We start from the raw sequence: 16,797 nt of genomic DNA, 5'->3' as shown, positions 1-16,797 counted from the left end.
TATTGAAAATTATAAATAAAATGGGACAATCCATAAGCTACACCTTTTCATATAGTATCTTCTTTGGTTTTTCATTATCAAATTCACCATTAAAACCATCTATGTAAGCACTTAAGATAAAAAAAATCCTCCTTGTTATTTTTTCACCATTTACAAGTTGTGCTCCTAAGGAGAGTAAAATTGACCTTAAAAAGTATAAATAGAATTTCCATTTTGTCATATTATTTTTAAGAATCCAAACCTTATTTCTCATACCATAATAATTTAACCAGAGATTTTTATATGGTGTAATTGGAATTTTAATCCAAAGGATTTTTTTGATGACTCTGTTTTTTCTTGCTTGATCCTTATGTAAAATTAGACTAGATGGTACAAGGAGGATCTTCCCCCCCATTCTCAGCCTTGTGCAATATTCAAAGTCATCAAAGTGTAAAAAAAACTTCTTTTTAGGAAACCCGACAATTTTAATCGCCTGATAACTTATCATTATTCCTACAAATGATGAATGATCAATTTCTAAGTAATCTTTTTTAAGGTCTTTTTGGGTTATAGGAATAACAAGAGTTGAATTTTTAAAGTTAAAAAAACCTCGATGACCATATTGTGGTGTTCCATCAGGGGCTATTTTGAGATTTGCAAGGGCAAAAACCCCATCTGAGGCATAGGGCAGCAACTTCTCAAGACTATCCTTCAGTGGTTCTGCATCGTCGTCCATTAGCCATATCCAGTCGTATCCGTCATGGTAGGCTCTTTTGACTCCCTCGTGGAATCCTCCTGCTCCGCCGGTGTTTTCTGGTAGTCTTATGTGGATGATCCTGATTTCCTCCTGATTGTGGAGGTTTTTTCTGGTTAGTGTTCCTCCCTCCAGGCTGGGGGTGTAGCCCTCTCTGTGTAGTAATTCTGGTGTTCCGTCGGTGGAGGCATTGTCTATGATGTATATCGCCTGGAGGGGTCTTGTCTGCCTCAGGAGGGCCTCCAGGCATTCCATGAGTAATTCCTTCCGGTTATAGGTCACCACAACTGCAGCCACCCTCAAATCATCAACAGCATCCCTGGAGGTCATCACCTCACCTCCCCTTCAAATACCTCAAGGGCCCTCTTCACCACATCATCCATATCATAGTAGCGGTACTCTGCAAGCCTACCAAGGAGTGTGAGGTCCCCGATCTCCTCTGCAATTTTCCTGTACTCCCTGTACATCTTCCGGGACTCCTCTGTGAATACAGGGTAGTAGGGATCGTTTCTTTCATCATGGCTGCAGGGGTACTCCCTGAGTGTAACTGTAACATCGGCCTTCACGGGGTGAAGGTGCTTGAACTCGGTTATCCTTGTAAAATCATAATCATTGGGGTAGTTCACGGTTGCAACCTCCTGGAACCACTCCATATCCAGCCTATCAAAGTGGAGGTCAAGTGAACGGTATGGTAGCCTCCCAAAGGTGTAATTGAAGAGTTCATCTATCTTACCAGTGAATATAACCCTCCCATGGAACTCCCTACCCATGAAGTTGAACCCATCATCCCTCAGCTCCAGGACCTCACTGTGCTTCGTATTTAAGAGGAGCTTTATGTTCCTGTGATTGAGCATCCTCCTTATCATCTGCGTGTAGCCTTCCCGGGGCACAGCCTGGTACTTATCATGGAAGTACCTGTCATCCCTGGATAGGACCACAGGGACCCTCTCTGTGACTGCCGGGTCGATCTCCTCTGGTCTTAAACCCCACTGCTTCATGGTGTAGTTGAGGAAGACCTTCCTGTAGACGTAGTCCGCCAGGAACCTCACATCAGGGTCATCCTCCCCTGAAAGTTCAAGTATGGGGACCCTTGAACCGTAGGCGTAGCGTTCAAGGAGCTTCTCCTGAATACGGTGAAAGAGGCTGGGGGGGAAGAGCTTCTCCATGCTGTTGAAGTTGAAGGGCAGGGGAACCTTCACACCGTCGATGAACCCAAGGACACGGTGCTGGTACTCCCTCCACTCCGTGAACCGTGAGAGGTACCTGAAGACGTCCTCATGGTCCGTGTGGAATATGTGGGGGCCGTAGCGGTGGACGAGTACGCCGTTCTCATCCCTTTCATCGTAGCAGTTACCTGCGATGTGGTTTCTCTCCTCAATGATCAGTACTTTCTCATCGAGTTCACTGGCTATCCTCTCAGCCATAACAGAACCGGCAAGACCTGCCCCTACTATGATATAATCGAACATCTCTAACCCTCAGATCTTCATGTAAACCATTTTAATGGATTCATTTTCCAGTAGACCCATTAAATCATCTATCTCGACATCATCTGGGGCCTCAAAATCTCCCATTTCAAGGTTGAGGCTGCTATACTTTTCTTTGGCGAGTCTATGGACACCGAGCACCTCTATCTCATCTATACTGTTATCCCTCATGAAATCAATCAACTTATCTATGTTTTCACGGTTAAATGTGTATGGTTTAACAGCAGGAAACCGGAGGATGACATCACACCCTGAGAGCATCCTGAAGTTCCTCTGGAAGAGCACTCTATCCCCGCCTATAATGGCGGCGTCCCCTGTCAGTATCTTAACGTCAACGATGAAGAGGTCCACCCTGTCCAGGAGAACCCCCAGATTCTCAGGTGGAGCATGGAGGGATGTTTCAACCGCCACGTGGATACCATCAAGTTTCTCAAGCAACGCAAGTATACCATCTGCCTGCAGCAGCGGCTCCCCCCCCGAGAAGGTCACGCCACCCCCCGTCGCCTCATAGTAGTCCAGGTCCCTCAGTATGAGATCTGCAAGTTCCTCCGGTGATAGATCATCACCATAGACACCCATGGCACCTGATGGACAGTTCTCGGCACACTCCAGATGTTCAGGATACATGAATATGTCCTCGGGTCTTTCAAGGAATTCACACCCCTTTAAACACTCCAGGCACCCTGTGCACCTTGAGGCCCTGAAGTAGACCTCCCTTTCAGGTTTTATGTTTTCAGGGTTGCAGCACCATGGACACCTTAGGCTGCAGCCCTTCAGGAATACCGTGGTCCTTATCCCGGGTCCATCATGGACACTGAAACGCTGAACACCTGTTACCCTCAGCCTAGCCATGCCAACCCCCGTGCTCTGAGTATTCAAGGGCCCTCCTCACTATGAGCTCACGGTACTCCTCAGGCAGGTCCCTGAAGTAGGCGCTGAATCCCCAGACCCTCACTATGAGGTCAGGGTGGAGTTCAGGGTCCCTCGCGGCCTCCAGGATTACCTGGGGGTCAAGGACATTCACCTGAAGCTGCATGACACCCTTCATCAGCCCTGTCCTCAGGAGCCCTGTGAACTCACACCTTATACGTTCAAGGAGGGTCCTGTCGATCATTATGTCCACCACTCCACCATTGCACGCCTTACTGTAGTCAAGGCTGGATGCGAAGTTCAGTATCCCGGTATAGGACATCCCCTCCAGGAGCTTCACAGGGGATATGTGGACGCCCATGGGCTCCCCGGCGCGCCTGCCATCAAAGGAGGCCCCTGTATCCTCCCCCGCCCAGATGTATGAGGGTGAGCTGAGTCCAAACTTGTACCTTCCCTGGAGTTCACCATGGATCATATCAATGATCCGGTTCGTCAGATCCACCACCAGGGGTTCGTCCATCCCGTATACAGGTCCATGGTTTTCCAGTTCAGATCGAAGTGCCCCGCTGGAGCGGAAGTTGTCATCGAGCACATCAATCACATCATCAAGGGTCATCCTTTTTTCATCAAAACAGAGCCTCTTAATGTTGATGAGTGAGTTCACAAGGTTACCCATACCCACACTCAGAACACCATTGTAACTGTAGGCAGCACCCCCATAGGCTATATCCCTGCACTTCTCAATGCAGTCAGGGAATAGGAGTGAGAGTGGAGGGGATGGCTCAAATTCCAGTGCCTCAATCTCCCTGATAACACCCTCCACGTACACCCCGAGGGCAGAACGGTAGGCCTCAAGCAGTTCATCGAAGCTCTCACATCCAGATCTGAGGGCTTCCTCCAGGGGTATGAGGAGGTTCAGGTTTGCAAGGTTGTTCTGATCCATGGATCTGCCAGGGATGAGGGGCTCCCAGCATGCTGAGGTCCCGTAGTTCTCTGCGTCATCACCATAGTACTCTCTGAGGGCATCCACAATCACCTCATCATTTGCAATTAGAGGATAACCGAGTCCCCTTTCAATACAGTCAAGGGCAAGCTCCCATACATCCTCAGGTGTATTCCTGTCCACCCGGAGCACAACCTTAGGGTCGGGGAGGCCCAGCTCCATCATGACCTCCAGGAAGGTCCGGGTGAGGTCATTGCACTCACCCCCAAGGACTATGACCTGCCCTGTATCGCCTGGGAGTGTGTTGCTCTTGAATTCCGGGTAGAGTGAAAGTGCCCTTATGAGGTCGCCGATGATGCTGTGGGTGTCCTCACTGGATGGGTAGCCCTCAAGGGTCCTGTCAAGTCTTCCAAGACCTAGCAGTGGATGACCATAGTTCCAGAGCAGTGAATTGAAGGTTAAAAGTAGCTGGATGGCATCCTCGAGGGTTTCAGGTGCCCCTGATGATATATCCACCCCTGCTTCAGAACTGCACCTTTCAAGGTAACCCCTCACCGCCCTTAGGGTCCTCATGAGTACCCTGGCATATCCTGTGGAGTCATCCCTTAACTTCACCTCCAGAATCCTCCCGATTCCATCAACCCCCTTTTCAAGCAGGAAGCCATAGTCGGGGGTGAGGTTCCCGAGCCGCCTGTAACCAGGGTACTCCATAACATGCAGAGTCGTATCTATACTGTAGAGGAATCTCCCCTTCGGTGGGTTTATGCGGGCCCTTCTGCATAAATCCTCGAACTGCTGGATTCTCCTCTCAAGGATATCACCACTCCCCCCTATGGTCCTGGTTTTCAGGAGGGAGCTGAGACCCGTTCTCTGGTAGACTGTATAGTATGCTCTGATGTAGGGGAAGAGCGGCGTCCTCCTCATAACATTTATAACGTGCTTCTTCATAGGATACCCATCCTCCTCAGAATAATATATTCAATCACCCCGATAACAATTTCTGTGAGTACAACCGCGATGGCGGCCCCTGCTGATCCCATGAGAAAGACAAGGCCCACGAGTAGACCCAGGTGAAGCACCCCTGCAACAAGGACTATCCAGGTGAACTTCTCCTTGTAGCCGAATGAGACAAGGCCCTGAATACCCAGGATGTTGTTGACCCCCACCGCAAATATTATGAAGACGAGTATCTGGAGGAGGTGTACACTCTCAGCATATTTTGGACCTGCAAGGATACCAACTATCATGGGGGCGAGTAATGCAATTACCAGGGATGCAATGAAGGTCAGAACACCCATTACAAGGAGCATCTTCCTGAGTTCAAGACGGGCACGTTTCTTATCCTCACTGTGGACCTTTGCAAAGTAGGGGTATATGGCCTGGCTTATGGGTGATACGAGCCCCTGAAGGGCCTTTGTGATATCCTCGGCCACAGCATAGTAACCCACAACAGCTGGTCCCATGAGGAGTCCCAGTATGAACCTGTTGGATGTTGTGTAGAGGCTGATTGCAAGTGTTGATATGAAGAGGTGCCAGCCCTCCCTGAGCTGCCTCATTATATCACCGATCCCGGGTAGGGTGAATTTAACATCGAACTCCCTGGTAACTATCCTCTGGCTGTAGACCCCCACAGCTATGTACCCTGCGGATGTTATGAGTGGAACGTAGAGGTAATCTGCTGGTGATCTCACGACGATGAATATGAGGGCAGTGTAGATCAGGGAACTCACAATTCGGAGTATGCTTATGTAGCGCATCCTCTCAACGCCCTGGAAGAACCAGACCGGGAAGAGGAGGTTCCCCAGGACGAGGCCGTAGGTGAAGAGGTATAGGAGGAGGTCCGATCTGAACCCCCCAAATGAGAGGACCACAGTGAGCATGAGGACGAATGTGATGCACATTAGTATGGTCTTGGTTACCATCACCGAACTGTATATGCAGGACACCTTCCTGGGATCCTCACGGTTTATGGAGATCTCCCTTGTTGCTGAGAGGTTGAAGCCGTAGTCTGTGAGGAGCTGGAAGTAGGTTATGAATGCCACTGCAAAGGCCACCTTCCCGAACTTCTCAGGACCCAGGATCCTTGTGAGGTAGGGGAACGTTACAAGGGGGAGGAGGTACTGCACCATCTGTATCCCGGTGAGCGACACTATGTTGTCCAGCACCCTCCGGTATTCACTGTTATCAAGTATCCGCCGGATCATCCATTCACCATCAAATCCGTTATTTCATATTCTCTCTGTAAACCCACAGTATAAAACCATCTCATACGAAAAATTTAAATAGTATTAATTAATACTTTATTGTATGAAACTCATAAATATTGTCTCCTGCCTTGAGGATGGCAATGTGATTGAGTGCGGTGGAAACGCCCTCGAAGCCTACCAGGGGATACTGGAGGCCATTGAGGCGGGTGAAATCACCCCTGAGGCCACCCTCGTCTACCTGGTAACACCCATGCCCCTCAAGGCGGGGCTCCTCCAGATACTCAGGGCCCATAAACCAGGGGCCAGTGAAAAGCTAACCATAACCGGGATAATGAATGAGATAGCATCAGTTAAAGGGGAAACATGGGTCTTCATGGACCACTTCGAGGACCTCACAGAGAAGGCCGCACTGAAGTACCTCTGGCTCCACGAGAACGGCAACGTGAACTACATGGCAGCCATCAACGGTACCATGAGGGCTGAGGTGGGGTCATTCTACTCAACCTTCCAGAGGCTCAACCCCCATGAGTGCCTGGATGACGAAGCCATTGACGTCACATGGGCGTTCATGGCATTCATGTCCATACTCATGGCACTGGCATACTTCAAGGTTGGCCTGGACTACGGGATCCTCATAACAGGTGCGCTCTGGTTTGCACTGATAGCCTTCAGGACCATGAACTACATCTTAAGGTGATAACCTTTGAGGTTCAGGACACACATAACAGCTGCAGTGGCACTCTTCCTCATAGTAAACCTCCTCCACCCTGTAAATTCCCTCATCAACGGGGCCCTACTCGCCGGTGCTGGATCAGTGCTCCCTGACCTCCTCGACTTCCTTGCCGGGAGGCACAGGGGCATCGGACACACACTTCTAATTCTACCACCCCTTCTGCTCCTATCACTGGGGAGTCCAGGGATCGGGGTGCCCCTACTTGTCGGGGCGTCATCCCACCTGGCCCTGGACCTCTTCACGGTCCACGGATGCCCCCTACTATACCCCCTCAATGACACACCCTACCATTGCCTCCGCAGGAACCGGAGGATAAAGACAGGGACAGCCGGCGAGTGGGCCATCCTCTCATTCCTACTGGTCATTGTCTCGGTACTCTCCCTTGTATCGGTGGGTGCCCTGGACAGGTTCAATGAAACCGATACTGAAAGGTGCGCCGTGAATGATACGGTGATCAGTGTCAGTGTAGACGTGGATGCTGACAGGGACGTTAACGTTACAAGGGTCACTCAGAATGGATCCGAGAGCGTCCATGTTGATTTCAAGGACGATTGATATTACTATTTTCTGATATACCCTGAATTTAGTAATAATTAATTTTAAATTAACACATAAATAATACTTATTCTGCAGTTAAAACATGGAGGTGATAAAATAATGGATTCAAGGGTAATAGTGATTGCAGTGTTACTCGTATTCATGTTCCAGGGTACAGCTGATGCAGCAGACAACAGCACAGTGGATGTCCTCGTCATACACTCCATAGAGGGGACGAGGGTTGTGAATGAGGCAGCCCACAGGGTCCTCCAGGAGTACCCTGATAGGAACATCAGCATAAGGGTCAGAAGTTCACCCCAGATAGTCAACTCCACACCCGAGGAGGTGGAGGCACTCCTAAACTCATCGGACGTCATAATCTGCAACTACCTGGGGACAGAGGATTACACAAGGATACTAAGGGTCGTAACAGCGAAACCCGAAATCCTGAACGGGAAATTCTTCGCAGTCTTCGATGGTGCAAGTGGACTTGAACTCGTTAAGATGAGCCGCATAAACGATGAACTGGTCTTCACCGGCGTCCCGGACACGGTGGTGAGCACTGTGAGCAGGGCCCTCAGGGTGCTCCAGCCCCTCCCCCTACTTGAGACCTACGTTAACCAGTACCCCCAGATAGCCCTCTGGGCCCAGGGTGAGGGGTACTACTGCTACAGGAACGTCCCCAGCTACAGGAATCAGATACTCTGGGCCGCGGACGTATGGGCCAGGGGAAGGAACATGACACTCAACGTCACCTACGACCCCCCGGTCGCGGTTCCAAGGGAGCTACTCTACCGCGACGGGAAACTCTATGGGAACCTCACAGATTACCTCAGGGACTACCCAATAGACCCTGCAAAGCCCACCATAGGATTCATAGAATCAGAGAGCAACATGCTCGGCGGCGGAACAGCGCATATGGACAGCCTCATAGCGAGGCTCAGGGACACCTACAACATAATACCCGTGGTTGCAAGGTACGGCGAAAACACATACTCGGCGATGGTGAGGTTCTTCACAACAGCACCCGACCTGGCATCATTTGAGGCCAACAGCACACTTTACAGTCCAAGGATCCAGGCAATGGTATCCTTCAGCACCTACCTCCTCGGCGGTTCAGCCTCAGAGAAGGTGAAGGCACTCCTGAGGTTCCTCAACGTCCCGGTTCTCAGGGGTGTTATAGTTAACACGAGGACCGTGGATGACTGGCTCCTATCCAGTGACGGTGTCACACCATGGAGCCAGGATGACATCATGGGACAGGCAGGCTTTCCTGAGACCCAGGGACTCATAGAACCCATAATAATAGCCGCGGCGGAGTTCCACTCTGACCCGGTGACAGGCGCCTACACCTACTCCTACTCACCCATACCCGAGAGGGTGGAGAAACTGGCATCAAGGCTCACAAACTGGGTCAGCCTCAGGTTAACACCGGCAGGGGAGAAGAGGATAGCCATCATATACTACAACTACCCGCCGGGCAAATCAGAGATCGGGGCAAGCTACCTCAACGTACCAGAGAGCATCCATGAGATACTCCTCAACCTCAAGAAGGAGGGATACAGGACCGGTAACATAACAGGAGCAGGTGAACTCGTAACCCTCATGATAGAGAGGGGGATAAACATTGCAGACTGGGCACCCGGTGAACTCGAGAGACTCGCAAACACCACAGGAGTCATACTCTGGGATGCAGAGGAATACCTCAGATGGTTCCAGGGCCTCAACCCCATAGCAAGAAGATACGTCACAGAGGGCCCCACGGCATACATGGAGGAACTCCTGAAAATGGGCCTCCAGAGGAATGTTAAGGCGGAGACCCTCATGAAGGCCCTGAACTCATGGTACGCTGAGATGAAGGACAACATAAAGTCCTCAGACAAAGCTTCAGAGGGGCTGCAATTACTTGAAGTCATGTACACGGCACTCAGGGGAGTTATAGGTGGCAACTCAAGCCTGTGGAGCACATTCCAGGCTGCAAGGAACTCCTTCATGCTCCTTGCAATACCCGGCCTCTGCGGCTGGGGAGAAGCCCCCGGGAATGTGATGACCGTAACAAGGAATGGCAGGAAATACATTGTTATACCAGGTATACTGGAGGGGAACGTCTTCATAGGACCCCAGCCCCAGAGGGGATGGGGAGGCCAACCCTGAGATGATCTACAACGTGGGTGTACTCCCACCACACCACCAGTACCTGGCCTACTATGCATGGATAAACATGGTATTCAATGCCAGCGCAATGATACACATGGGTACCATGGGAAGCTACGAGTGGCTCCCGGGTAAGGAGGTCATGCTCGCAGGCTTCGACTTCCCTGATATAGTGGTGGATGAGACACCATCAATCTACATCTACCGCGTGGATAATGCAGCGGATGGACTGGCAGCCAAGAGACGTGGACTCGCAGTCATCATCGACCACCTGACACCGGCAATGAAATCAACAGGACTCTACGGCGAACTCCTCACACTCAAGGAGTTAATATCAAACTACAAGAAGCTGATGAACAGCTCAAAAACCAGTACCTGGCAGAGATACGGAACACGGCACTTAAACTGAAACTTGGAGACGAACTCGGCATCAGCATCCAGAATTCAGCTCCAGGTGAACTCATAGCCACCATATCAGGGTACCTCATGAGGATCGAGTCCACACTGATACCGGCTGGACTCCACACCTTCGGGAGGGAGTGGAGCAGCGATGCAATAGCATACATGGTATCCTCAATGATCTCAACAGGAGACAGCTCCATATACAGGCTCCTGGCAGCAGAATACGGCTGGATCTACGAGGAACTCACACTGGACCAGCGTGCAGTGATCGAAAACAGGACGTTCACCATGGTAAGGGCGCTTGTAGACGGTTCAAGGCCAGAGAACCTCACAGATTCACCTGACATACTCAGCAAACTCCAGGTAGCAGCAGATTACATAGCACTCATCAGGAAGAGCACAGCGGGAGAGATGTCATCACTCCTAAATGCACTCAAAGGCGGCTACGTTGAACCGGGACTCGGAAGGGAGCCCCTCATGAACCCCTCAAGTCTCCCCACAGGCAGGAACTTCTACACCATAGACCCCAGCACCGTCCCAACACAGGCAGCCTACACTATGGGGGCTGAGATAGTTAGGAGGGTCCTCGCCACCTACACAGAACCACCAGAGAAACTCGCAGTGGTAATCTGGGGCGTGGACACAGCCAGGGACGACGGTGCCATGGTATCCTTTGTCCTGAACCTCCTGGGTGTGAAGCCGGTATGGAGCAGCTCAGGTACAGTTACAGGGGTGAAACTCATACCACTCAGTGAACTTGGAAGGCCACGTATAGACGCGGTGGTCACGGTAAGCGGACTCTTCAGGGACGTCTACGGTCAGGTCGCTGTTACAATGGACAGGGCATTCAGGCTGGCCCTCGCAGCATCATACACCACCATACTTGAAGGGTACCCACAGGTTTCAGAGGCCCTTGAGGCGGCCGTTAAACCCCTCAGGACACTTAAACTCTTCACACCAGGAAGTGACCCCCTTGAGATGAACAGGGTGGCAGTGCACTGGCTTGAACTGGTCCAGAAGTACCTTGGGGCCGGTATGAACGCCTCAGAGGCAGGTAACCTGGCCATCTACAGGATATTCGCACCACCCCTAGGATCCTACGGCACAGGAGTCAAGGAGGCGGGTGAGATGTCCTGGACCTACAACAGCACAGATGAATTAGCAGACCTCTTCATGAGCCGCATGGGGACATCCTACTCAGAGACAGGGTGGGGTGTTAAGAACGTTGACCTCCTGGCGGACCTCCTCAGGGGAGTATCAGCGGTCTACCAGGGAAGGAGCACCTACCTTGTGGGTGTCACAGAGAACGATGACATGGCAGACTACCTTGGCGGCCTTTCACTGGCGATAAGGAAACTCACAGGAAGCACACCTGCGGTTAACGTAATAACAGTGGCCACAGGCACACCTGAGGTCCTCTCACTCCAGCAGACAATTGCCCTTGATATGAGGACACGCTACCTCAACCCGGACTATGTGAGGGGGCTCATGTCTGAGGGGTACGCCGGTGCCAACAGGCTCTCATCGGCGGTGAGGTCCCTCTGGCTCTGGCAGGTCACATCACCCTCAGCTGTGCCTTCATGGGCATGGGATGAACTTGCAGATACCTATATAATGGACGTTAATGGCCTCGGTGTCAGGGAGTGGCTCTCAGGTAAGAACTCCTATGCACTGATATCCATCACAGGTACCATGCTCCAGGCAGCCTTTGAGGGGCACTGGAGGAGTGATGAGGCAACACTCAGGCTCCTTGCATCCACATGGGCACAGGCGATGGCAGAGAATGGTGTTGCCTGCTGTGACTGCAGCTGCGGCAATATCGCAATGATGGAGTGGGCCATGCAGTACCTCAACCTGACCTCCTTGCAAGGGTTAAGGAGAAACTGTATGCGGCCACAGGGAGCTCAGCATTCGCCCCAGCAGGCGGATCCACATCTGATATACCCTCAACCCCGAACCAGGGGGATTCAGGTAAAGCGTCACCCTCAGCAGGGCGAACCCCATCACCAGGGAGTGGCACTGGAAGATCAGGTGATGCTGGAACTGCAGTTTCTGAGGTTAAAAGTGCCCAGGAGTCACCAGGGACTGAGGCTGGGAAGGCATATGAGGTGAACAGGGCAGCAGCATCACAGGGTTCCAGTACAGGGATGCCAGTCTATGCCATAATCGGTGTTATTGCACTGGTTGCCCTTGCTGGCGTTGGATACTTCATGGGAAGTGGAAGAAGCAGGATATAACCATTCATTTTTTTATTTTTTTTAAGATCGTGGCAGATTATGGGTACTGGATTTTCATCTCCTGTTCAGTAGGGTCTGTTTATCTCAGGAATTGTGATTTAATCGGGTGATGATCACCGGCTGGGATTCGGGTTATATAATCAATTTTTAGATTATAAATCAGAATTTTAAAGCATTTAAAATAAATTGGGAATTATATGATCTATTTTTATTTGCCCGCGAAAATTTTATATATTGTTAAAATGCATAAGAATGGGTAAAGGGGGGTTTGTCGCTAGTTCTGTGATCGAATTCCTTTTCAAGCACATTGGGGGAGATCTTAGGTGATTTCAAAGTCGTTCCCGTCAATTAAGGTGTTTTTGCTGGTGTTATTCGTTGTTTTAGTTTCCATTTCATCTTCATCTGCCGCTGAATGGACTGTAGGTCCAGCGGAGGCTACAACTTCACATCGATTCAGGCTGCAATTGATAATGGGTCCACCGTCAGTGGAGATACAATAATCGTCCACGACGATGGTGGGAACCCCTACACATATCATGAGAGCGTCACTGTAAACAAGACCAACCTCACCATAAGGAGTGCGGGTCTTGTAACCGTTAACGGGTCACTTAATCCATCAAGCCCGGTCTTCAGGGTTCAATCCACGGGTTCAGGAGCCACCATCCAGGGATTCAGACTCGTTGGTGCAACAGCCGCTGCGGGTGTATCCATGGATGGGGCAGAGAATGTTACCCTCACGAACCTTAACATAACCGGCTCCAGCCTTGGTGTGCTTATTCGCGGAGAATCATCCAATGTGACTGTTTCCGGCGTCACTGTGAACAGGACTTCCCAGCAAGGCTTATATGTTGATGGCGGTGCCAGTGTTTCCGGTTTGGTTGTGCGTGATTCCGTTTTTGACTCCACCGGGGCCAGTGGTATTGGGAAGGATTACAGTTCAAGTGTGGATGTTTTGAGGCTTGAGAATGTTACTGTGGTTAACGCCACCGGTTATGGTGTCCTCTTAAATGCTCGGAGTTATTATGGTTATTTTGTGCGTAATGTGGTTGTGAATAACACCACCATCAGGGACTGCTCACAGGATGGTTTAAGGATAACCATGGAGACAAACAGTGAAAATGCCACAATAATCAATGTCACTTCAACCAACAATCGGGGAAGCGGATTATACGCAGAGCTCAGAGGAAACAACACCCTTGAAAACAGCACATTCAGTAACAATACTAACTGGGGAATATGGTTAACAGGCCAGAATAATCCCAAATTAACCTTCCAGAGGAACAATGCCTACAATAACTCCGCTGGCGGTATCTACCTGCGAAACATCAATAATGTTACCATCAATGGTTCTGAGAGTATTATAAAGGATAATGGTGGTACTTGTTTGGAGCTTCAGAATGCTGATGGTGTGACTGTTGAGGGTCTGGTGTTTGGTAATGGTGTGAGGCAGTTTAATTATGGTGTTGTGGCTGTTGACTGTGATGATCTGATCCTTAGGGGTCTTAGTATCGGTAACTCTACCTTGCAGGGTGTGCGTGTTGGTGGCATGGCTTCCAATGTGACTCTTGTGGGTGTTAATGTTACTGGTAGTGGTCAGCAGGGTCTTTTACTGGTTGAGAGTTCCACGTTGAGGAATGTGACTGTGGATGATTCCTGGTTTGTGAATTGCAGTGAGGGTATCAGGAGGGTTAGCTGGAGCTGGGATGGTTTCCTGATGGTCTGACCATCCGCAACTCTCATGTGGTTGATAGTAGGGGGTATGGTGTCTTCCTGGATGGTGGTAACACCCTGAGGAATGTGGTGCTTGATAATGTGACTGTTACTGGTTCCAGTGGTCATGGTGTCTACGTGTCCATGTCTGCTGCTGATGGTGGTAACCTGACGGTGAAGAACACGACGATATCCGGTAGTAATGGTGTTGGGCTTCGCCTGGTGGATGTCCGTGGAGTTGTGACCCTGGGGGATAATACTGTATCCGCTAGTACAGACTGGGGTTTATGGTTACGTGGGGCTGGTAACCCTGAACTAACAATCCAGAACAACACAATAACCTCCAACAGCAAAGGCATGTACCTCCAGGGCGTAACCGGCTCTGAATTCATCGACAACACCATCACCAGCACCACGGGCCCTGACCTCCAGGCTGACCCAGACAAATCAAACACCTTCACACGCCTCAGGGTGGGCCTACTCCACCCCACACTAGTGAGCTCCAGGTACACCGCCGGGATCATCCTGAGGGGAGTTGAATCACCACCAGCAGACCCGGCAGGATGGGTTAACATCACGAAATATGTGGACATATCATCAGCAGGAGCAACAATCCTGGACTACCTCAGGTTCCACTACACACCAGGGGACGTTGCAGATAAAAATGAGACAGGCCTCCGGGTGTTCCACCACACCTCAGGAACCTGGAACCAGCTTCCAGAGACAGGGGTGAACACCACCGAAAGGTACGTCTACGCAGACAACATCAACACCTTCAGCACATTCGCACCCCTCACAGAGAAGTACCCCACCACCACAACCCTCCAGGGGGCACAGGCAGTGGCCGGGGAGATAGCCGAACTCGTGGCGACACTCACATCACAGGGAGGACCAGTTGAGGGAAGGGAGATCAGATTCTACCTTGAGGGCGTACTCCTGGGATCAGCCCTCACAGATAACACAGGAACAGCCAGGTTCACCACCACTGCAGGGGCACCTGGCACATACGCCACCAGGGCAGAATTCCCAGGTGATGACACCCACCTCCCATCAGAGGACACATCCACACTCCACATACTTAAACCAGCCACCTTCAACCTTGATAACCTGACCGTTACACCCGCTACCGGTGTGGCGCCCCTCAGGATAAACGTCACGGTGAATGTCACAAATACCGGGGAGGTTGCAGGTGTATGCAGGGTTAACCTCACTGTAGATGGTGTGGTGGTGGCCTTCAGGGATATCACACTTAACCCTGCATCATCAGCTGAGCTGAGCTTCCTCAGGGACCTCACAGATCCCGGTGTGTACATGGTGGGTGTTGATGGTCTTGCTCCGGTGGCTGTTACTGTCCTCAAACCGGCGACCTTTGTACTGGATAACCTCGAGGTTGATCCGGTGACGGGTCTTGAGCCCCTGAATGTTAACGTCGCCGTGGATGTCACAAATACCGGGGAGGTTGCAGGTGACTACACCGCCAGCCTCCTGGTCAATGGTGCAGTGGTCTCTCAAAGGACACTGACAGTCAATGCCGGTGAGACCATCAGGGTTACCTTCACCAGGGTACTCTCAAGGGGAACCTACAATGTCACCGTTGATGGTCTTGCTCCGGTGGCTGTTACCGTCCTCAAACCGGCAACCTTCCAGCTAAGTAACCTGAGGGTTTCACCGCTATCAGGACCCGCACCACTCGGTATCACCGTGACGGTCAGTATCACAAATGCTGGGGACCTGGCAGGTTCATACACAGCGGATCTCATGGTAAACGGCATAAAGGTGGATTCAAGGACAGTTAACCTCAATGGCGGAGAATCAACCACAGTAACATATACCAGGACACTCAGCACTGGAACATACAGGGTCACAGTCGACGGCCTACCACCCATCACAGTAACGGTAACGTCCAGTGGCATAACCGTTGACCAGGTTATCTCAGCCGCAAGATACATGACATGGTACTACGGCAAATACAGGAGGCTACCAGTTACGGTTAGAATAGCAGGCAGGAACTACTCACCACCCGAGGTCCTTGACATCCTTGTGAGGACAGCCATCAACCTTCTGCCGGCAGTAAGAGACCTGTCACACCCAGAGCCGTGGGCTACCCCACCGCACCTAACGGTGTATACATGCCAGGTAAACTTTACATGAGCGCATACCTGAGGTACGCTGTAAACATAAGGGACTTCATAACCAGGAATAGAAGGGCCCCCAACTATGCTGTGACATCCCGTGGAAGGGTCCCCTACTCACGACTCGTCTACATGTACAGCAGGATACTCGGATTCCACGGTGCAAGCGGAAGGTTACCACAGTACGTGGTAATCTAAAATTTTTTTTAATTGAATAAAAATTGAAGTTATGGGGATTCTTTGCTTAAAAATGAGGGTTTTGGTGTGCTGTCAATCCATGACAAGTTCCTCGTCTTCACCCCGCCAGGGTGGGGATACGATGCACAGGAATGAGAGGTCCCCCTCACCACTGTTCTCAATGTACTGCACACAGCCAGGGGGAATATAGACTGCGTCGCCCGCACTTACTTCCCTCACCTCCTCCCCTATGTGCATGACCCCTTCACCCTCGAGGATGTAGTAGACCTCCACGGCCTCCCCCAGGCGGTGGGGAAGTGAGGCCTCACCTTCCCTGAGCATGGCATGGGCGAGGCTGAAGTTCATCCCCACAGGGTCATTCCTGGGGTGGAGGATCTCAGAGAGCAGGGTACCATCCAGGACCCTGCCGTATTCGCGGTCATCAGGTTTCTTAACAAGCAGATGAACCATCCCC

At 51.0% G+C, this 16,797-nt stretch carries 13 protein-coding genes and 1 pseudogene; 8 read left to right on the top strand and 6 right to left on the bottom strand.

Annotation, left to right across the window (positions count from 1 at the left end; genetic code table 11):
- Positions 1–37: 37 nt before the first annotated feature.
- From FVF72_RS00650 to FVF72_RS00630, 5 genes are read right to left on the bottom strand one after another with little or no spacing between them, the layout of a single operon-like run.
- The gene (locus FVF72_RS00650; RefSeq protein ID WP_255503746.1) at positions 38–1,063 is read right to left on the bottom strand and encodes a glycosyltransferase family 2 protein; all 1,026 of its coding nucleotides are present in this window, start codon (positions 1,061–1,063) and stop codon (positions 38–40) included.
- Entirely contained in the window at positions 1,063–2,202 is a 1,140-nt protein-coding gene (glf, locus tag FVF72_RS00645; protein ID WP_147670928.1) for a UDP-galactopyranose mutase, read from the bottom strand. Before glf ends, FVF72_RS00650 begins: the two co-directional genes overlap by 1 nt.
- Positions 2,203–2,211: 9 nt before the next feature.
- Positions 2,212–3,072 (bottom strand): glycyl-radical enzyme activating protein, encoded by an 861-nt coding sequence (locus FVF72_RS00640; RefSeq protein WP_147670927.1) that lies wholly within the window; start codon positions 3,070–3,072, stop codon positions 2,212–2,214.
- A complete protein-coding gene (locus FVF72_RS00635; RefSeq protein ID WP_147670926.1) occupies positions 3,065–4,981 on the bottom strand; it encodes a pyruvate formate lyase family protein in 1,917 nt (638 codons plus the stop codon). Before FVF72_RS00635 ends, FVF72_RS00640 begins: the two co-directional genes overlap by 8 nt.
- Entirely contained in the window at positions 4,978–6,237 is a 1,260-nt protein-coding gene (locus tag FVF72_RS00630; RefSeq protein WP_147670925.1) for a flippase, read from the bottom strand. The genes FVF72_RS00635 and FVF72_RS00630 overlap by 4 nt, the downstream gene beginning before the upstream one ends.
- A 103-nt stretch (positions 6,238–6,340) precedes the next feature.
- On the opposite strand from FVF72_RS00630, the gene FVF72_RS00625 reads away from it, so the two are divergent.
- The 8 genes and pseudogenes from FVF72_RS00625 to FVF72_RS00590 all read left to right on the top strand — a co-directional run bounded on the left by FVF72_RS00625 (position 6,341) and on the right by FVF72_RS00590 (position 16,343).
- Positions 6,341–6,937 carry a hypothetical protein gene (locus FVF72_RS00625; RefSeq protein ID WP_147670924.1) on the top strand — a complete coding sequence of 199 codons (597 nt, stop codon included), beginning with the start codon at positions 6,341–6,343 and terminating at the stop codon, positions 6,935–6,937.
- Between the two features lie 6 nt (positions 6,938–6,943).
- The gene (locus tag FVF72_RS00620) at positions 6,944–7,528 is read left to right on the top strand and encodes a metal-dependent hydrolase (protein WP_147670923.1); all 585 of its coding nucleotides are present in this window, start codon (positions 6,944–6,946) and stop codon (positions 7,526–7,528) included.
- A 102-nt stretch (positions 7,529–7,630) separates the two neighbouring features.
- Complete coding sequence (locus tag FVF72_RS00615) at positions 7,631–9,664, top strand: cobaltochelatase subunit CobN (protein WP_147670922.1); 2,034 nt, start codon at positions 7,631–7,633, stop codon at positions 9,662–9,664.
- 1 nt (position 9,665) lies between these two features.
- A pseudogene (locus FVF72_RS00605) lies at positions 9,666–12,178 on the top strand (cobaltochelatase subunit CobN).
- Positions 12,175–12,303, top strand: coding sequence for a hypothetical protein (locus FVF72_RS09340; protein ID WP_255503745.1), 129 nt, complete (start codon positions 12,175–12,177; stop codon positions 12,301–12,303). The pseudogene FVF72_RS00605 and the gene FVF72_RS09340 overlap by 4 nt, the downstream one beginning before the upstream one ends.
- A 412-nt stretch (positions 12,304–12,715) precedes the next feature.
- Positions 12,716–14,026, top strand: coding sequence for a nitrous oxide reductase family maturation protein NosD (locus FVF72_RS00600; RefSeq protein WP_147670919.1), 1,311 nt, complete (start codon positions 12,716–12,718; stop codon positions 14,024–14,026).
- A 17-nt stretch (positions 14,027–14,043) separates the two neighbouring features.
- Complete coding sequence (locus tag FVF72_RS00595; RefSeq protein ID WP_147670918.1) at positions 14,044–16,164, top strand: CARDB domain-containing protein; 2,121 nt, start codon at positions 14,044–14,046, stop codon at positions 16,162–16,164.
- Positions 16,143–16,343 (top strand): pseudomurein-binding repeat-containing protein, encoded by a 201-nt coding sequence (locus tag FVF72_RS00590; RefSeq protein WP_147670917.1) that lies wholly within the window; start codon positions 16,143–16,145, stop codon positions 16,341–16,343. Before FVF72_RS00595 ends, FVF72_RS00590 begins: the two co-directional genes overlap by 22 nt.
- Before the next feature lie 72 nt (positions 16,344–16,415).
- Here FVF72_RS00590 and FVF72_RS00585 read toward each other — a convergent pair whose 3' ends face one another.
- Positions 16,416–16,793 carry a cupin domain-containing protein gene (locus FVF72_RS00585; protein WP_147671955.1) on the bottom strand — a complete coding sequence of 126 codons (378 nt, stop codon included), beginning with the start codon at positions 16,791–16,793 and terminating at the stop codon, positions 16,416–16,418.
- Positions 16,794–16,797 lie beyond the last annotated feature (4 nt).

Source organism: Methanothermobacter sp. KEPCO-1 (assembly GCF_008033705.1).
Taxonomy (GTDB): domain Archaea; phylum Methanobacteriota; class Methanobacteria; order Methanobacteriales; family Methanothermobacteraceae; genus Methanothermobacter; species Methanothermobacter marburgensis.
The sequence above is the reverse complement of the archived record's forward strand: the minus strand, read 5'-3'. Positions and strand labels throughout refer to the sequence as shown.